A 15,891-nucleotide genomic window follows, 5' to 3' on the forward strand; every position below is an offset into this window, starting at 1 on the left:
GACGTTCCGCCTTCGTTCGCCCTAATCCGGCTTCAGGCCGCCAGCCGGGAAGACCGCCCCTGACCCCCGCCCCCACGCTGCGCCTCACGCGCCTCCGGCTGACGGATTTCCGCTCCTACGCCAGTTTCGAGCAACGTTTCGCCGGCCGGATCGTGGCGATCGCCGGGCCGAACGGGGTGGGCAAGACCAACCTGCTGGAAGCGATCAGCCTGCTCGGCCCCGGCCGCGGGCTGCGCGGCGCGCGGGCGGGCGAGATCGGGCGGCGGGTGCCTGGCGAAGACACCCGCCCCTGGGCCGCCTTCGGCGCCTTCGAGGGGCCGGACGGGCCGTCGGAGATCGGCACCGGTACGATCGGCGCCGGTACGATTGGCAACGGTACAACCGGCAACGGCACGGCGGGCGATGGCGCCGAGACCGGCCGCCGGAAATACCTGGTGGATGGCGAGCCGGCGAAGAACCAGGCCGAACTCGCCGGGCGCGCCGCCGCGGTGTGGCTGACGCCGCAGATGGACCGGCTGTTCCAGGAGGGTGCCTCCGGCCGCCGGCGGTTCCTGGACCGGCTGGTCTGGGCGCTGGACCCCGGCCATGCACGGGAAGTGGCGGCGCATGACACCGCCATGGCCGGCCGCAACCGCCTGCTGGCCGAAGGCCGCCGCGATGCCGGCTGGCTGGCGGCGCTGGAGGATGCGATGGCCCGCCATGCGGTCGCCGCCGTCGCCGCGCGACGTGCGCTCAGCCAGCGGCTGAACCTGCTGCTGGAGGCGGGCACCGCCACCGGCGCCTTCCCGGCGGCGCGGCTGAACCTGGTCTGCCCGATAGCCGCGGCGCTCGGCCAGGCGCCGGCGCTGGCGGTGGAGGATGGGCTGCGGGAAGCCCTGGCGGCCAGCCGGGGGCGCGATGCGGCGGCGGGCGGGGCGGCGCAGGGCGCGCATCGCACCGACATGGACCTGGTGCATCTGCCGAAGGGGCTGGAGGCGGCGCTGTGTTCCACCGGCGAACAGAAGGCGCTGCTGGTCTCCGTCGTGCTGGCGCATGCCACGCTGATCGGCGCCGCAAGAGGCTTCGCGCCGCTGCTGCTGCTGGATGAGGTCGCAGCCCATCTGGACGCGGCACGGCGGGAGGCGCTGTACGCGGCGCTCGCCCGGCTGCCCGCCCAGGTCTTCCTGACCGGCACGGACCCCGACATCTTCGCCCCGCTGCAGGGCGTGGCGGAGGCCTTCGAGGCGACGCCGGAGGGGCTGCTGCCGGGCTGAGAGGGCGGCCCGCATCTAATAAGGATGTGGCGTGGCAAATCCGGCGATTTCAGGCTATGATGGCCAATGCCGCAACCCGCGCGAAATCCCTGTATCCGAAGGGTTTCAAGCCACACTCAGGAGCCTCCGCCGGCATGTCCGACGCCGCCGCGCGCGCCAATCCGCCGCCCCAACCGGTTTCCGGAAACGGTGACCCGAATCCGGGTGCCGATGCCTATGACAGCGCCTCCATCACCGTGCTGCGGGGCCTGGAGGCCGTGCGCAAGCGGCCCGGCATGTATATCGGCGACACCGATGACGGCTCCGGCCTGCACCACATGGCCTTCGAGATCATCGACAATGCGGTGGACGAGGCGCAGGCCGGCTTCGCGACGACCTGCGACGTGGTGCTGAACGGCGATGGCAGCGTCACCGTCACCGATGACGGCCGCGGCATTCCCGTGGACATGCATGCCGAGGAAGGCGTTTCCGCCGCCGAGGTGGTGCTGACCCGCCTGCATGCGGGCGGCAAGTTCAACCAGAACAGCTACAAGGTCTCCGGCGGCCTGCACGGCGTCGGCGCCGCGGTGGTGAATGCGCTGTCCGAGTGGATGGAAGTCCGCATCTGGCGCGACGGCCGCGAGCATTTCATCCGCTTCGAGCATGGCGACACGGTGCAGCCGCTGATCATCACCGGCGAATCCGCGCACATGCACGGCACGCAGGTGACCTTCAAGCCGGCCGCCAGCACCTTCACCAAGACCGAATACGAATACCCGATCCTGGAGCGCCGGCTGCGGGAGCTGGCCTTCCTGAATTCCGGGCTGAAGATCTCGCTGCGCGACGACCGGCACGTGCCGGCGGTGGAAGCGCATTTCGAGTTCAAGGGCGGCCTTGTCGCCTTCGTCGAATGGCTGGACCGCAGCAAGGAGCCGATCTTCAAGCCGCCGATCAGCCTGGTGACCAAGGCGACGGAAGGCATCCGGGTCGAGCTCGCCATGTGGTGGAACTCGAGCCCGCATGAAGTGGCGCTCTGCTACACCAACAACATCCCGCAGCGCGACGGCGGCAGCCACCAGGCGGGGTTCCGCCAGGCGCTGACCCGCATCGTGATGAAGTATGCGGAAGACCTCGCCAAGAAGGAAAAGGTCGAGCTGATCGGCGACGACATGCGCGAGGGCCTGACGGCCGTGCTGTCGGTGAAGGTGCCGGACCCGAAGTTCAGCTCCCAGACCAAGGACAAACTGGTCTCCTCGGAAGTGCAGCCGGTGGTGCATGTGGCGGTGGCCGATGCGCTCTCCCACTGGTTCGAGACGCATCCGAAGGAAGCCAAGCTGGTGCTGGAGCAGGTCGTGCTCTCGGCCGCCGCCCGCAAGGCGGCGCAGCTGGCGCGCGACAAGGTCGGCCGCAAGAACGCGCTGGATATCTCCACGCTGCCGGGCAAGCTGGCGGATTGCCAGGAGAAGGACCCGGCCAAGTCCGAGATCTTCCTGGTCGAGGGTGACAGCGCAGGCGGGTCCGCCAAGCAGGGTCGCGACCGGCGCTTCCAGGCGATCCTGCCGCTGAAGGGCAAGATCCTGAATGTCGAGCGGGCGCGGATGGACAAGATGCTGTCCTCCGCCGAGATCGGCACGCTGATCACCGCGCTTGGCACCGGCATCGGCACGGGGCCGGAGGATCGCGGCGGCTTCTCCGCCGACAAGCTGCGCTACCATCGCATCGTCATCATGACGGACGCCGACGTGGACGGCAGCCATATCCGCACGCTGCTGCTGACCTTCTTCTTCCGGCAGATGCCGGCGCTGATCGAGCGCGGGCATTTGTATATCGCCCAGCCGCCGCTGTACCGGGCCAAGCGCGGCCAGGACGAGCGCTACCTGAAGGATGATCGCGCGCTCGAGGACTTCCTGATCGAGAAGGCGCTGTCCGGCGCCCGGCTGCGCTTCGCCGATGGTCGCGAAGTGGCGCGGGACGAATTGGCGGAGGAGGTGGAGCGGCTGCGCCAGGTGGCGTCCCGCATGCGCCGCCTCGCCACCCAGGTGCCGGCGGGCATCATCGAGCAGGCGGCCGTGGCAGGCGCGCTGACGCCGGATGCGGAACGTGCGCTGGCCGGCGCGGCGCTGCTGGCGACGCGGCTGGATGCGCTGGCGCCGCCTTCCGAGCGCGGCTGGAAGGCCACGGCGGATGGCGCCGGCTTGCAGCTGTACCGCGTGGTGCGCGGCGTGACGGAGCGCCACACGCTGGACCAGGCGGCACTGCGCAGCGCCGAGGCGCGCTGGCTGGATGAGCGGCGGGAGGTCTTCGCCCGCGACTACGCCGGCGGCCCGGCCATGCTGGCCTTCGATTCGACCGAAACCACGCAGCACGGCCCGCTGCTGGCCTTCGACCGCGTCCTGGCCCAGGGCCGCCGCGGCCTGTCCATCCAGCGCTTCAAGGGGCTGGGCGAGATGAACCCCGACCAGCTCTGGAAGACCACGCTGGACCCGGCCGTGCGGACGCTGCTGCGCGTACGGGTCGAGGATGTGGAGGATGCCGAGCAGGTGTTCTCCACGCTGATGGGGGACGTGGTGGAGCCGCGCCGCGAATTCATCGTCGGCAATGCGCTGAAGGTGGCGAACCTCGACGTCTGACCGGGATTACGCGGCGGGTGGACCCGCCGCGTAATCCGCCTCCGCCACCTGCTCCAGCCACGCCACCGCGGCGCCATCCTGCCTTTCCTGGATGGCGATGTGGCTCATCGCCGTGCTGGCGGTCGCGCCGTGCCAGTGCTTCTCGCCGGGCGGAAACCAGACCACGTCGCCGGGGCGGATGACCTCCACTGTCCCACCCTCCCGCTGCACCCAGCCGCAGCCGGAGGTCACGAACAGCGTCTGGCCGAGCGGATGCGTGTGCCAGGCGGTGCGTGCGCCGGGCTCGAAGGTCACCAGTGCACCGGCGGCACGCGCCGGGTCGGGCGCCTCGAATAGCGGGTCGATGCGGACCCTGCCGGTGAAGTAGCTGGCGGGGCCCTGGCCCGATGGCCGCGAACCGGCGCGCATGATGTCCATGGTGATCTCCCTTGAGACTGCGCAGCATGGCACCGGCCGGCCAGGGCCGCAGCCGCCTCAAGCAGCCGTGTTCACGCCGGGCTGGACCTGCACGACCGCGCCCTTATACTTCACTCATCGGTTAAGTTTTGGAGGGTGATGATGAACTACGTCGATGGCTTCGTGGCCGCGGTGCCCGCCGCCAACAAGCAGGCCTATCTCGACCATGCACGCCAGGCGCTGCCGATGTTCAAGGAATTCGGCGTGCTCCGCATGGTGGAATGCTGGGGCGACGACGTGCCGGACGGCAAGGTCACCGACTTCAAGGGTGCGGTGAAGGCCAAGGCGGATGAGGTGGTGGTCTTCTCCTGGATCGAATGGCCCTCCAAGGCGGTGCGCGACGCCGGCATGAAGCGGATGATGGAGGATCCGCGCATGAAGGACATGAAGATGCCCTTCGACGGCCAGCGCATGATCTATGGCGGCTTCCAGCCCATCCTCGACGCCTGAGGGGAACCAGGGACATGGCAAACCCGCATGGCAGCTTCATCTGGTATGAGCTGCTGACCAGCGACCCCGAGGCCGCCACGCGCTTCTATGCCGGGCTGCTCGGCTGGCAGGAGAGCCGCTTTGAAGTCCAGCCCGACTACCGCATCCTCAGCCGCGAGGCGGAGGGCATCGGCGGCATGATGCAGGCGCCGCAGGGCGTGCCGCCCGGCTGGCTCGGCTATATCGGCGTCGATGACGTGGACGCCTCGGTGGCGGCCATCACCGCGGATGGCGGCCAGGTGCAGATGCCGGCGCGGGATGTGCCGTGCGTCGGGCGCATCGCCATGGTGACGGACCCGCATGGCGCCCCTTTCTACGTCATGCGTGGCGCCAGCGACCGCGAGAGCACCAGCTACGCGCCGGATGCGGTCGGGCATTGCGCCTGGAACGAGCTGGGCGCCGGGGCGCTGGAGCCGGCGGTGGAATTCTACGCGCGGCATTTCGGCTGGTCGCGCGGCGGGCTTCTGCCGATGGGCGAGATGGGCGGCTACCAGCTCATGGAACAGCAGGGCCGCGCCTTCGGCGCCATCATGCCGCAGCAAGGCGGCGCGCCGCCGATGTGGCGCTTCTACTTCCGCGTCCCCGCCATCGAGGCCGCGGCGCAGCAGGTGAAGGACGGCGGCGGCCAGATCCTGCACGGACCGGCGGAGGTGCCGGGCGGCGACAGGATCATCATCGGCTTGGACCCGCAGGGCGCCGTCTTCGCGCTGGTCGGCAAGGCAGGTGCGGCATGACCAAGGTCATCCAGTTCCTGTGGTTCGGGCGCGACATGCAGGCGGCGGTGCGCTGCTACACCTCGCTGATCCCGGGCTCCGCCATGGGTCCGGTACAGACCCCCATGGGCGGCGTCGAGGTCATGGAGTTCAACCTCGGCGACCAGCGCTACCGCGCCATGCAGACGGGCGCGCCCGAGACCTTCAACCAGAGCTTCTCGATCTCCGCCGAATGCGAGACCCAGGCGGAGATCGACCATCTGTGGGACACGCTGAAGGAAGGCGGCGCGGAGGTGCGATGCGGCTGGCTGTGCGACCGCTGGGGCCTGTCCTGGCAGATCGTGCCGCGGGAGATGGGCACGCTGATGTCCGGCCCGAACGGCGCGCAGGTGGCGCAGGCGATGATGGGCATGGTGAAGCTCGACCTCGCCGCGCTGCGCCACGCGGCGGCGTAGAGCGTGATCCGCGAAGGCTGAATCGTCGCAGCGGCGAATCACCCTCTCGGCAAAGGCTGGACCATGATCCGTGTTCGCGGATCATGGTCTGGTCACCCCGTCGCGAAGCCCTGCACCAGGCTTCCCGCCAGCAGCCGCCAGCCATCGACCAGCACGAAGAACACCAGCTTGAACGGCAGGGAGATGGTGGGCGGCGGCAGCATCATCATGCCGAGGCCCATCAGCACGCTGGCCACCACGATATCGATGATGAGGAAGGGCAGGAACAGCAGGAAGCCGATCTCGAAGGCGCGGCGCAGTTCCCCCACCATGAAGGCCGGCACCAGCGCGCGCCAGGGCAGCGGCGCCCCGGCCTCCGGCACCGGCAGCTTCGCCAGGTCGAGGAACAGCGCCAGGTCGGCATCCCGCACATGCGCCGCCATGAAGCCGCGGAACGGCTCCGCCGCCGCCTGCAGCCCGGCAATTTCCGCAATCTCGCCGCGCGCCATCGGCTGCAGACCCTGCTGCCAGGATTGCTCCAGCACCGGCGCCATGACGAACCAGGTGAGGAACAGCGCCAGCCCGATCAGCACCGGATTCGGCGGCACGCCCTGCGCGCCGATCGCCGCCCGCAGCAGCGACAGCACGATGACGATGCGCGCGAAGGCGGTGGCGATCACCAGCAGCGACGGCGCCAGCGACAGCATGCCGATCAGCGCCGTCAGCTGCACCAGCCGGGCCGTGGCGCCGGCACCATCGCCGCCCATGTCGATGCTGACACTCTGCGCCAGCGCCGCACCCGGCAGCAGCAGCAGCAACGCGACCAGCCATCTCATGCGCGTGGTTCCGGCTGCGGCAGCACCAGGTCCTGGCCGCCGCCGACCAGCACCAGCATCTCCCGCCCATCGCAACGCAGCAGCAGCAGGCGGCGGTTGCGGTCCAGCGGCAGCGCCTCCACCAGCGCCAGGCGGCGCGCTCCACGCGCCGGCAGGCCGGGCGTCAGGCCGAAGCGGCGCAGGCCGCGCGAGATCAGCAGGATCGCCAGCAGCACGGCGGCAAGCGCCGCCACGGCGGTGCCGACCGCCTGGAACTCCACCACCCACGGCCTCCTGCCATGCCCTGTACGCCGTCAGAAAGCGGCCGCGTTCTTGCCCCGCTGTTAACCGTCAGGCCTTCATGGACAGCGCCAGCGCGGCGGTGGTAGGACGGGAGGAGACCGCATAGCCCGGCGCGCCGGAGGTGGTGGGGCGGGCGGCACGGGCGATGGCCTTCACCACGCGCGCCTGCAGCGCCATGGCCCCCTCCAGCATCTCCCGGTTCGCCTGCACCTCGGTGCGCAGCCGGTCCACCTGGCGGGCAAGGGCGGGGTTGGCGGGGGTGCTGCCGCGCAGCCGCAGGAAGGCCTCCACCGCCGCCGCCTTGGCCGGCTGCATCGCCGCCGCACCCGTCAGGTCGCGCGCGCGCAGCGCCTGGGTTTCCGTGCGCAGCGCCTGTTCCAGCGCCTCGATCGCCGCCGCCATCTGCTCGCTCATCCGCCGCTCCTCTCCATGTCGCGCCGCACCGCATCCGCAATGCCGAGGCCACCGGCGGCGGCGATCGCGCGGCCGAATTCCTGCACCAGCAGCGGCTGCCATTGCGCCTCCGCCGCGCCGCCACCGAACGGCCCCTTGCCGTCCAGCCCGGCGAACATCGGCTGCAGCAGCACGCCGAGCACCTGCGCCTCAAAATCCTGCGCCGCCTCCTGCGTGCGGTTGACCGGCGGGCGCAGCGCCGGGCTGGGGATGGGCGGGCTGGTCGGGTCCACTTGCATCATCGCACCTCGAGTTCGGCCTGCAGCGCACCGGCCGCCTTGATGGTCTGCAGGATGGAGATCATGTCGCGCGGCCCGACACCCAGGCGGTTCAGCCCCTCCACCAGGTTCTGCAACGTGGTGCCGCTGGGCAGGATGCCGAGGCGGCGATCCGACTGGTCATCCACCTCCACATCCGTGCGCGGCACCACCGCGGTCTGTCCGCCGGCCAGCGCATTCGGCTGCACTACCTGCGGCGTCTCCGTCACCCGCACCGTCAGGTTGCCCTGCGCGATGGCCACGGTGCTGATGCGGACATTGGCGCCCATGACGATGGTGCCGGAGGCTTCCTCGATCACCACGCGCGCGATCTGGTCGGGCTGCACGCGAAGCTGCTCGATCTCCGCGATGAAGCCGATGGCGTCCCGGCCGGTGAGCGTGATGCTGACGCTGCGCGGGTCCGTCGCCACCGCCGCCCGGCTGCGCGCGAAGCTGTTGATGGCGGCCGCGACGCGGCGCGCCGTGGTCAGGTCCGGATTGCGGAGCGAAAGGCGGATCTGCGCGCGGGAGGCATAGGCATAGGGCACTTCCCGCTCCACGATCGCGCCATTGGCGATGCGCGCCGCGGTCGGCACCCCCCGGGTGACGGAGGTGGCGGCCCCACGTGCCGCGATGGCGCCGGTGGCCACCGCCCCCTGCGCCACGGCATAGACTTCCCCATCCGCGCCGAGCAGCGGCGTCACCACCAGCGTGCCGCCCGTCAGGTTGGTGGCATCGCCGAGGGCGGAGACCGCGATGTCGATCCGGCTGCCGGTGCGGGCGAAGCCCGGCAGGTTCGCGGTGACCATGACGGCGGCGACGTTGCGCGTCTCCAATTGCCGTTCCTGGTCGCGCGTGTTGACGCCGAGGCGCTCCAGCATGCCGATCAGCGATTGCCGCGTGAACACCGCGCTGCGCAGCCGGTCGCCCGTGCCGTTCAGGCCGACGACGAGGCCGTAGCCGACGAGCTGGTTGTCGCGCACACCCTCGACATCCGCGATGTCCTTGATGCGCACGCCGGTCTGCCCGAAGGCGGGCGACGCGAGAAGCAGCAGGAGAAGAAGCGCGCGCACCATCAGAACGGCAGGATGATGTCGAGAAGCTGCTGGCCGTAGCGCGGCGCCTGCACGTCGCTGACCGTGCCGCGGCCGCCATAGGCGATGCGCGCCTCCGCCAGCCGGTCGTGGCGCACCGTGTTGTCGCTGGCGATGTCCTGCGGACGGATGATGCCGGAGACCTGCATGTCCCGCAGTTCCTGGTTCACCCGCACCTGCTGCCGCCCGGCGACGACGAGGTTGCCATTGGGCAGCGACTGCATGACGGTGGCGGCGACCCGCAGCGTGATGGTTTCCGTGCGCTGGATCGCGCCGCCACCCTGGCTGGCGCTGTCGCTGGAGCCGGACATGAGCTGGGACGGATCGATGCCACCGGGCAGCAGCCGGCCATAGCTGCTCTCCAGCCCCAGCAGCCGCGGCAGGCCCATGGATTCGGTATTGGCGCGGGTGCGTTGCGTGCTGTTCTGCAGGTTCGCCTGGTCGGTGATCTGCACCAGCACCGTCACCAGATCGCCCACCTGCGCGGCGCGCTGGTCGCGCAGGAAGGTGCGGCTGCCCGGGCGCCACAGCGAATTCGCCTCCGGCAGCGCCGGCTGCGCGGCGGGCATCGGCATGCTGATGGGACGCATCACCGGGCTTTCGATCGGCGCCATGGCAGGTGGGCGGCCGACCTCGGAAAGCCGCTCCGCGACCCCGCAGGCGGTGAGGCCCAGCATCAGGGCAAGGCTGGCGGCACGCATCATCGCAGGGATTCCCGTCGCGCGGCACGTGCCGCGAGGCTGGTGGTTCGTGGCGCGGTATCGGGGCCGATGGCGCGGACGCGCCGTGCATCCAGCACCTCGGCCCGCACCGCGATGCCGCTGGCCAGGTTGAGCACGCTGATGCCGCGGCCGCGGAAGCCATCCTCCAGGGCGCGGGCCTGGGCGGTCAGGGTGAAGCCGCTGCCCTCATGCACCAGCAGCACCATGGAATCCCGCGCCACCAGCGGCACCGCCGCGACATCGGCATCGCGCAACGCCTGGCCTTCGGTGACATTGCGGCGCAGGCGCTGGCCCAGCACTTCCTCCGCCGCGCCGGCGCTCGCCGCCTGCACGCGATCCAGCGGCAGGCGGCGTTCCACCACATCCGCTTCCTCCAGCACATCGCCACGCCGCAGGGCCCGGGTGGCGACGACGACGTCGCGCATCTCGACCATGCGGCCGGCGACGCGCTGGCGCAGCGTCGGCATGCCCTCGGCGACGATCACCAGCGTGGCGGAGAAGCGACGGGTCGCCGCATCCCAGCGCGCCGCATCGATCGCCACGCGCGCATCGGGTGCGAGCGCGGGCAGCATCGGCGCGGTGAAGCCGGGCATGTCCACTTCCTGCGCGGGATCGGCGCCGAGCAGCACCAACTCCGCCTTCAGCGGCTCCAGCACCGCATCCACCGCCATGGCACGGCCGGGGCGTTCCACCACCACGCGATCCTCGCCGCCCAGGGGCTGCCAGGCCAGGCCATAGTCGCGTGCGATCATCGCGAGTTGCGGCGCCTCCACCACGAAGCGGCGACCTGGTGCCGGGGATGGGCCGAGCGGCGTATCGGCGCGCGGGCCGGCATTCTCGAACAGGTCGCCCAGCGTCACCACCGCGCCATCCACCGGCGCCCAGGCACGCGGCGCCGGCACCTGCGCGACCGCAGGCCAGCCGAGCATCGCGAAGGCGAGGATGGCGCGGCGCATCAGCGCATCCGCGTCAGGGTCGACAGCATCTCGTCGCTGGCGGTGACGACCTTGCTGTTCATTTCATAGGCGCGCTGCGCGGTGATCAGGTTGGTGATCTCCTGCACCACGTTGACGTTGCTCTGCTCCAGGAAGCCCTGCATCACCTGGCCGAAACCCACCGCGCCGGGGGCGCCGAGCTGCGCGTCGCCGGAAGCCGGCGTGGCCAGGAACATATTGTCACCCGTCGCCTCCAGCCCGCCTTCATTGGGGAAGATGGCGACCTGGATCTGGCCGACATTCTGCGGCTGCACCTGGCCATCCAGCTTGGCCAGCACCTCGCCCGCCGCATTGATCGTGACATCGCGCGCCGCCGCCGGCACGACGATGCCGGCACCGACCGGAAAGCCATCCGCCGTGACGATGGTGCCGTCCGGCGCCAGGCCGAAGCTGCCGGCGCGGGTATAGGCGGTCTCGCCCGTCGGCAGGGTCACCGGGAAATAGCCATTGCCGCGCACCGCCAGGTCGAAGCGGTTATCCGTCTGCGTCAGGCCGCCCTGTTCCGAGATGCGGTAGATCGCCGCCGTGCGCACGCCGAGGCCGATCTGCGCGCCGGAGGGCAGCACCGTGCCCTGGTCGGAGCTCTGCGAGCCGGCGCGGCGCAGGTTCTGGTAGATCAGGTCCTGGAACTCGGCACGGCGGCGCTTGTAGCCCGTGGTGCTCATATTCGCGATGTTGTTGGATATGACTTCGACGTTGGTCTGCTGGGCCTGCAGGCCGGTGGCCGCGATGTCGAGTGCGCGCATGGAACGGCTTCTCCTGTCTAGCGGCGCTTGAGGATGCGGTCGACGGCGGAGCCGAGCCGCTCGCCTTCCTTTTCGAGGAACTGGGAAGCGAACTGGAATTCGCGCATTCCGGCCGTCAGCCGCGTCAGCTCCGCCACGGCGCTGACATTGGATTCCTCCACCGCGCCCTGCACGACGCGCGGCGCCAGCTCCGGCTCCGGCCGCTGGTCCGGCGGCGCGGCGAGCAGGCGGTTTCCCTCCGCGATCAGCTTCTGCGGGTCCTCGAAGCGGACCACGCGCAGCCGGCCGAGCGGGCCGGATTCGCTGCCGATGCTGCCATCGCCCTTCACCTCGATCCGCACGTCGCCGGGCGGCAGGGTCAGCGGCTCCCCCGCCTCGCTCAGCACCGGGTTGCCGTCCGGATCCACCACCTGGCTCTGCGGTGACAGGGTGAAGTGCCCGGCGCGGGTGAAGCGTTCGCCGCGTGGCGTGTTCACCACGAAATAGCCGTCGCCGGACAGCGCCAGGTCCAGCGGGTTGCCGGTGTGCTGCAGCGACCCGTTGGCCATGTTGCGCCAGGTCGCACGGTCCTGCGTGAAGGCCAGGCTCTGGCCGCCGCGCGGTGCATCTATGCCGGTCTGGCGGGTCAGTTCCGCCGCGAAGACCGCCTGGCTGGCCTTGAAGCCGGGCGTGCCGGCATTGGCGATGTTCGCCGCCAGCACATCCGTGGCGCGGCGCTGCGCGGCCAGGCGGGACAGCACGATGTAGCCGGGGGTGTCCATGCAGATCGGTCCTTTCGCGCCGCGGGACCGGTCTAGGCGCCAGTTGTTGCCGGTTTCTTGCGGCGGGTTTCCCCGGCAAGGAGGCATTAACAGCCGCCTCATAGACCGGCCCTGCATTCCAGGACGGGGGCATCTTGAGCACCACGGCAGTCACGACGCAGGACGCGCCCAAGCGCGGCAAGGGCAAGCTGTTCGCCGTGATCGGTGGCGTGCTGCTGCTGCTGGCCGGCGGCGGTGCCGGCGCGGCCTATTGGCTGAAGCTGCCGCCCTTCGCCGAGGCCGCGGAAAGCCACGCGGAAGCCGCCCCGCCGCCGCCCGTCTTCGTCGAGATCCCGGACATCGTCGCCAACCTCAACACGGGCAGCCGGCGGTCGAGCTTCGTGCGCCTGAAGACCCGGATCGAGGTGACGGGGGCGGAGGATGCCGCGCTGGTCCAGTCCGCCATGCCGCGCCTGCAGGACCTGTTCACCACCTATCTGCGCGAGACGCGGCCGGAGGAACTGCGCGGCAGCCTCGGCACGCACCGGCTGCGGGAGGAGCTGCTGGCCCGCGCCAACCTCGCCACCCGCGCCGGCGCCGTCACCGACGTGCTGTTTGTCGAGATGATCGTGCAATGAGCGATACGCCGACGGAGGAGCCCGAGGAGGCGGCGGAGGATGACTGGGGCGCCGCCCTGGCCGAGGCGGCGCTGGGTGAAGCCGGCGCACAAGCCGCGGCGGAAGCCATCCTCGCCGGTGTCGAGCCGGAGCCGGAGCCGGAGCCGGAACCCTCGCCGTCGCTGGCACCGGTGGAGCCGACCCGGGTGCTCAACCAGGCCGAGATCGACAGCCTGCTCGGCTTCGATGACGGCGGCGCCTCGGACGATCAGGGTGGCAGCGGCATCGAGCGTGTCATCGCACGCGGCCTGGTGTCCTACGAACGCCTGCCGATGCTGGAGATCGTCTTCGATCGCCTGGTGCGGCTGATGTCGACCACGCTGCGCAACTTCACCTCGGACAATGTCGAGGTCTCGATCGATGCCATCTCCTCCCTGCGTTTCGGCGACTACCTGAACTCGATCCCGCTGCCGGCCATGATCTCCGTCTTCAAGGCGGAGGAATGGGACAATTACGGGCTGGTGGTGACCGATTCGGCGCTGATCTATTCGGTGGTGGACGTGCTGCTCGGCGGCCGCCGCGGCACCTCCGCCATGCGGATCGAGGGGCGGCCCTATACCACCATCGAACGCACGCTGGTCGAGCGCCTGGTGACCGTGGTGCTGGCCGACCTGGCGGAGGCCTTCGCGCCGATCTCCGCCGTGCAGTTCCACTTCGAGCGGCTGGAGGTGAACCCACGCTTCGCCGCCATCTCCCGCAACTCCAATGCCGCCGTGCTGGTGCGGCTGCGGGTGGACATGGAGAATCGCGGCGGCGAACTGCAGTTGCTGCTGCCCTACGCGACGCTGGAGCCGGTGCGCGAATTGCTGCTGCAGCAGTTCATGGGCGAGAAGTTCGGCCGCGACAGCATCTGGGAAACCCACCTGGCGGAGGAGCTGCGCCAGACCGGCGTGGCCCTGGACGTGGTGCTGGACGAGCAGACCATGTCGCTTTCCAACGTGCTGCGGCTGAAGGTCGGCGACCTGATCGCGCTCGGCGTCGGCCCCGGTGCGCCGGTGCGGCTGCGCTGCGGCGATACATCCCTGTTCGAGGGCTATGTCGGGCGCCGCAACGACCGCCTGGCGGTGCGCGTGGAACGCGTGCTGCCGCGCCAGGACCAGCGCCAGAACCCCGGTCTGGAGGACCAGCAATGACCATCGCGGACCTGCCCTTCGACCTGTTGCGCTGGCTGATCGAGGCGCTGCTGCTGCTCATCATCCTCGGCGCCTTGCCCAGCGTCATCCGTCTCGACCGGGCGCTCAGCGCCATGCGTCGCGACCGCGGTGCGCTGGCGGAAAGCACGCGCCACTTCGCCGAGGCGACGCGGGATGCGGAGCTGGTGATCGCCCGGCTGCGCGCCGCAGCCGATGGCGCCGGCCGCGGCCTCGGCGACCAGCTGCGTAACGCGACCGCGCTGCGCGAGGATCTGCGCTTCCTGTCCGAACGTGCGGAGAAGCTGGCGGACCGGATGGAAGCCGGGCTGCGCGCCCCGCCGCCGGAATCCGCCCCGCCGGCCCCACCCACCCTGCCCCGCGCGCGAGCCGAAACCGAGCTGATGCGCGCCCTGAGCCGGAGGCGCAGCGCATGAAGGCCTTGCTGACCCTGCGCCTGCTGCTGGTGCTGGCGCTGATGCTGGTGGCGCTGAACGGCGTCGGCCTGGTGCTTGGCTATGCGGGCCTGAAGCAGTCCGTCGGCGTGGCGCCGCGGGAGGCACTGGCCGCCGATCCGCCCGCCATTCCCGCCGCGACGCCGCCCGCCGAGCCTGCACCCGATGCCGCCGCAGCCGATGCCCTGCGCAACCGCCGGCAGGCGCTGGATGCGCGCGAGCAGTCGCTGGCGACGCGCGAGGCGCTGCTGGCCGTCGCGGAACAGCGGATCGATGCTCGGCTGAACGAGCTCGCCGCGCTGCAGGGCCGCCTGGAACAGGCCGAGACGGCGGCGCGCCAGCGCGAGGATTCGCATTGGCGGTCCCAGGCCAAGCTCTATGAGGCGATGCGCCCGCGGGAGGCGGCGGCGGTGTTCAACGAGCTGGACCTGCCGGTGCTGGTCGAGGTCGTGCAGCGCATGACCGAACGCAAGGCCGCGCCGATCCTCGGCGCCATGCTGCCCGCACGGGTGCGGCAGCTCACCGTCGAGCTGGCACGGCTGCGCGCCGGCCACGTCCCGGCGGGCCCGAACCCCGGCAGCCTGACTCCCGGCTGACCCCGTACGACAGACAGTCCGCACAACAGACAGAAGGAGACGCGCCCATGAGTTTCGACCACAACATCAAGGTTCTCGTCGTCGACGACTACAAGACGATGACCCGCATCATCCGCAACCTGCTGAAGCAGATCGACGTCAATGATTCGGATGAGGCGAGCGACGGGCATGAGGCGCTGGCCAAGCTGCGCGCCGGCAATTTCGGCCTGGTGATCAGCGACTGGAACATGCAGCCGATGACCGGCCTCGACCTGTTGAAGGAAGTGCGCGCCGACGCCCGGCTGAAGCACCTGCCCTTCATCATGGTGACGGCCGAAAGCAAGACGGAGAACGTGGTCGCCGCCAAGCAGGCGGGCGTCTCCAACTACATCGTCAAGCCCTTCAACGCCGAGACGCTGCGCGAGAAGATCGCGAAGGTGATGGTCCATGCCTGACACCGCACCCGTCCCGATCCAGGCCCTGCGCGGCGACCTGGACGCCACCGTCGGCTCGCTGATGGCGGAGCTGGAGGCGCTCGGCCGCATCATCGCCGATGCGCGGCTGGAAGTGGCCGCGTTGAAGGCCGATGACATCGACGCACCGGACATTCCCGCCGCGACCGACGAGCTGGCGGCCATCGTCTCCCACACCGCGCAGGCGACGCATGAGATCCTGGATTCCTGCGAGTCGCTGACCAATATCAGCGACCAGCTGGAACAGCAGCACGCGCAGCCGCTGCAGCACGCGATCACCCGCATCTATGAGGCCTGTTCGTTCCAGGACATCACCGGCCAGCGCATCGCCAAGGTGGTTGCGGCATTGCAGGCGGTGGAACGGCGCATCGCCGGTGCGCGGCAGAGCATGGAGACGCGGCCCCCGGTGGTCTCCGCCACGCAACCGGAATCGCTGCTGAACGGGCCGCAGATGCCGGGTGCCGGCATCAGCCAATCCGCCATCGACGCGCTGTTCGACTGA

Annotated in this window: 21 protein-coding genes; 11 read left to right on the plus strand and 10 right to left on the minus strand. The window is 70.3% G+C overall.

Annotated elements, in window-relative coordinates; all coding sequences use genetic code 11:
* Nucleotides 1–59: 59 nt before the first annotated feature.
* The gene (gene recF / locus HB662_RS00660; RefSeq protein WP_171970209.1) at nt 60–1,253 is read left to right on the plus strand and encodes a DNA replication/repair protein RecF; all 1,194 of its coding nucleotides are present in this window, start codon (nt 60–62) and stop codon (nt 1,251–1,253) included.
* Nucleotides 1,254–1,387: 134 nt separating this feature from the next.
* Nucleotides 1,388–3,862 carry a DNA topoisomerase (ATP-hydrolyzing) subunit B gene (gene gyrB / locus HB662_RS00665; protein ID WP_168046142.1) on the plus strand — a complete coding sequence of 825 codons (2,475 nt, stop codon included), beginning with the start codon at nt 1,388–1,390 and terminating at the stop codon, nt 3,860–3,862.
* Between the two features lie 6 nt (nt 3,863–3,868).
* Here gyrB and HB662_RS00670 read toward each other — a convergent pair whose 3' ends face one another.
* A complete protein-coding gene (locus HB662_RS00670; RefSeq protein ID WP_168046144.1) occupies nt 3,869–4,279 on the minus strand; it encodes a (R)-mandelonitrile lyase in 411 nt (136 codons plus the stop codon).
* A gap of 141 nt (nt 4,280–4,420) precedes the next feature.
* Between HB662_RS00670 and HB662_RS00675 the strand changes: the two genes are divergently transcribed.
* Genes HB662_RS00675 through HB662_RS00685 form a run of 3 tightly spaced genes read left to right on the plus strand, consistent with a single transcriptional unit; the run spans nt 4,421 to nt 5,975 of the window.
* On the plus strand, nt 4,421–4,768 hold the full coding sequence (locus HB662_RS00675) for a DUF1428 domain-containing protein (protein ID WP_168046146.1): 348 nt from the start codon (nt 4,421–4,423) through the stop codon (nt 4,766–4,768).
* Between the two features lie 14 nt (nt 4,769–4,782).
* On the plus strand, nt 4,783–5,541 hold the full coding sequence (locus HB662_RS00680; protein ID WP_168046148.1) for a VOC family protein: 759 nt from the start codon (nt 4,783–4,785) through the stop codon (nt 5,539–5,541).
* Entirely contained in the window at nt 5,538–5,975 is a 438-nt protein-coding gene (locus tag HB662_RS00685; RefSeq protein WP_168046150.1) for a VOC family protein, read from the plus strand. The genes HB662_RS00680 and HB662_RS00685 overlap by 4 nt, the downstream gene beginning before the upstream one ends.
* 92 nt (nt 5,976–6,067) lie before the next feature.
* On the opposite strand, the gene fliP is transcribed toward HB662_RS00685, so the two are convergent.
* The 9 genes from fliP to HB662_RS00730 all read right to left on the minus strand — a co-directional run bounded on the left by fliP (nt 6,068) and on the right by HB662_RS00730 (nt 12,100).
* Nucleotides 6,068–6,790, minus strand: coding sequence for a flagellar type III secretion system pore protein FliP (gene fliP, locus HB662_RS00690; protein WP_168046152.1), 723 nt, complete (start codon nt 6,788–6,790; stop codon nt 6,068–6,070).
* Nucleotides 6,787–7,053 carry a flagellar biosynthetic protein FliO gene (locus HB662_RS28940; protein WP_168046154.1) on the minus strand — a complete coding sequence of 89 codons (267 nt, stop codon included), beginning with the start codon at nt 7,051–7,053 and terminating at the stop codon, nt 6,787–6,789. The genes fliP and HB662_RS28940 overlap by 4 nt, the downstream gene beginning before the upstream one ends.
* A 67-nt stretch (nt 7,054–7,120) precedes the next feature.
* On the minus strand, nt 7,121–7,486 hold the full coding sequence (locus HB662_RS00700) for a hypothetical protein (protein WP_168046156.1): 366 nt from the start codon (nt 7,484–7,486) through the stop codon (nt 7,121–7,123).
* Nucleotides 7,483–7,767: a rod-binding protein gene (locus tag HB662_RS00705; RefSeq protein ID WP_168046158.1), complete on the minus strand. Its 285-nt coding sequence runs from the start codon at nt 7,765–7,767 to the stop codon at nt 7,483–7,485. Before HB662_RS00705 ends, HB662_RS00700 begins: the two co-directional genes overlap by 4 nt.
* The gene (locus HB662_RS00710; protein ID WP_168046160.1) at nt 7,764–8,858 is read right to left on the minus strand and encodes a flagellar basal body P-ring protein FlgI; all 1,095 of its coding nucleotides are present in this window, start codon (nt 8,856–8,858) and stop codon (nt 7,764–7,766) included. Before HB662_RS00710 ends, HB662_RS00705 begins: the two co-directional genes overlap by 4 nt.
* On the minus strand, nt 8,858–9,580 hold the full coding sequence (gene flgH, locus HB662_RS00715) for a flagellar basal body L-ring protein FlgH (protein ID WP_168046162.1): 723 nt from the start codon (nt 9,578–9,580) through the stop codon (nt 8,858–8,860). The genes HB662_RS00710 and flgH overlap by 1 nt, the downstream gene beginning before the upstream one ends.
* A complete protein-coding gene (gene flgA / locus HB662_RS00720) occupies nt 9,577–10,554 on the minus strand; it encodes a flagellar basal body P-ring formation chaperone FlgA (protein ID WP_168046164.1) in 978 nt (325 codons plus the stop codon). Before flgA ends, flgH begins: the two co-directional genes overlap by 4 nt.
* Complete coding sequence (flgG, locus tag HB662_RS00725; RefSeq protein ID WP_168046166.1) at nt 10,554–11,339, minus strand: flagellar basal-body rod protein FlgG; 786 nt, start codon at nt 11,337–11,339, stop codon at nt 10,554–10,556. The genes flgA and flgG overlap by 1 nt, the downstream gene beginning before the upstream one ends.
* Before the next feature lie 17 nt (nt 11,340–11,356).
* The gene (locus HB662_RS00730; protein ID WP_168046168.1) at nt 11,357–12,100 is read right to left on the minus strand and encodes a flagellar hook basal-body protein; all 744 of its coding nucleotides are present in this window, start codon (nt 12,098–12,100) and stop codon (nt 11,357–11,359) included.
* 134 nt (nt 12,101–12,234) lie between these two features.
* Between HB662_RS00730 and HB662_RS00735 the strand changes: the two genes are divergently transcribed.
* The 6 genes from HB662_RS00735 to HB662_RS00760 are packed head-to-tail and all read left to right on the plus strand — an operon-like array spanning nt 12,235 to nt 15,891.
* Nucleotides 12,235–12,717, plus strand: coding sequence for a flagellar basal body-associated FliL family protein (locus tag HB662_RS00735; RefSeq protein ID WP_168046170.1), 483 nt, complete (start codon nt 12,235–12,237; stop codon nt 12,715–12,717).
* Nucleotides 12,714–13,889: a flagellar motor switch protein FliM gene (gene fliM / locus HB662_RS00740; protein ID WP_168046172.1), complete on the plus strand. Its 1,176-nt coding sequence runs from the start codon at nt 12,714–12,716 to the stop codon at nt 13,887–13,889. The genes HB662_RS00735 and fliM overlap by 4 nt, the downstream gene beginning before the upstream one ends.
* On the plus strand, nt 13,886–14,323 hold the full coding sequence (locus tag HB662_RS00745) for a DUF6468 domain-containing protein (RefSeq protein WP_168046174.1): 438 nt from the start codon (nt 13,886–13,888) through the stop codon (nt 14,321–14,323). The genes fliM and HB662_RS00745 overlap by 4 nt, the downstream gene beginning before the upstream one ends.
* Nucleotides 14,320–14,937, plus strand: a complete 618-nt coding sequence (locus HB662_RS00750) for a MotE family protein (RefSeq protein WP_168046177.1) — start codon at nt 14,320–14,322, stop codon at nt 14,935–14,937. Before HB662_RS00745 ends, HB662_RS00750 begins: the two co-directional genes overlap by 4 nt.
* 47 nt (nt 14,938–14,984) lie before the next feature.
* Nucleotides 14,985–15,371 (plus strand): chemotaxis response regulator CheY, encoded by a 387-nt coding sequence (locus HB662_RS00755; RefSeq protein WP_168046179.1) that lies wholly within the window; start codon nt 14,985–14,987, stop codon nt 15,369–15,371.
* A complete protein-coding gene (locus tag HB662_RS00760; protein WP_168046181.1) occupies nt 15,364–15,891 on the plus strand; it encodes a hypothetical protein in 528 nt (175 codons plus the stop codon). Before HB662_RS00755 ends, HB662_RS00760 begins: the two co-directional genes overlap by 8 nt.

Source organism: Falsiroseomonas frigidaquae, assembly GCF_012163145.1.
Taxonomy (GTDB): Bacteria; Pseudomonadota; Alphaproteobacteria; order Acetobacterales; family Acetobacteraceae; genus Falsiroseomonas; species Falsiroseomonas frigidaquae.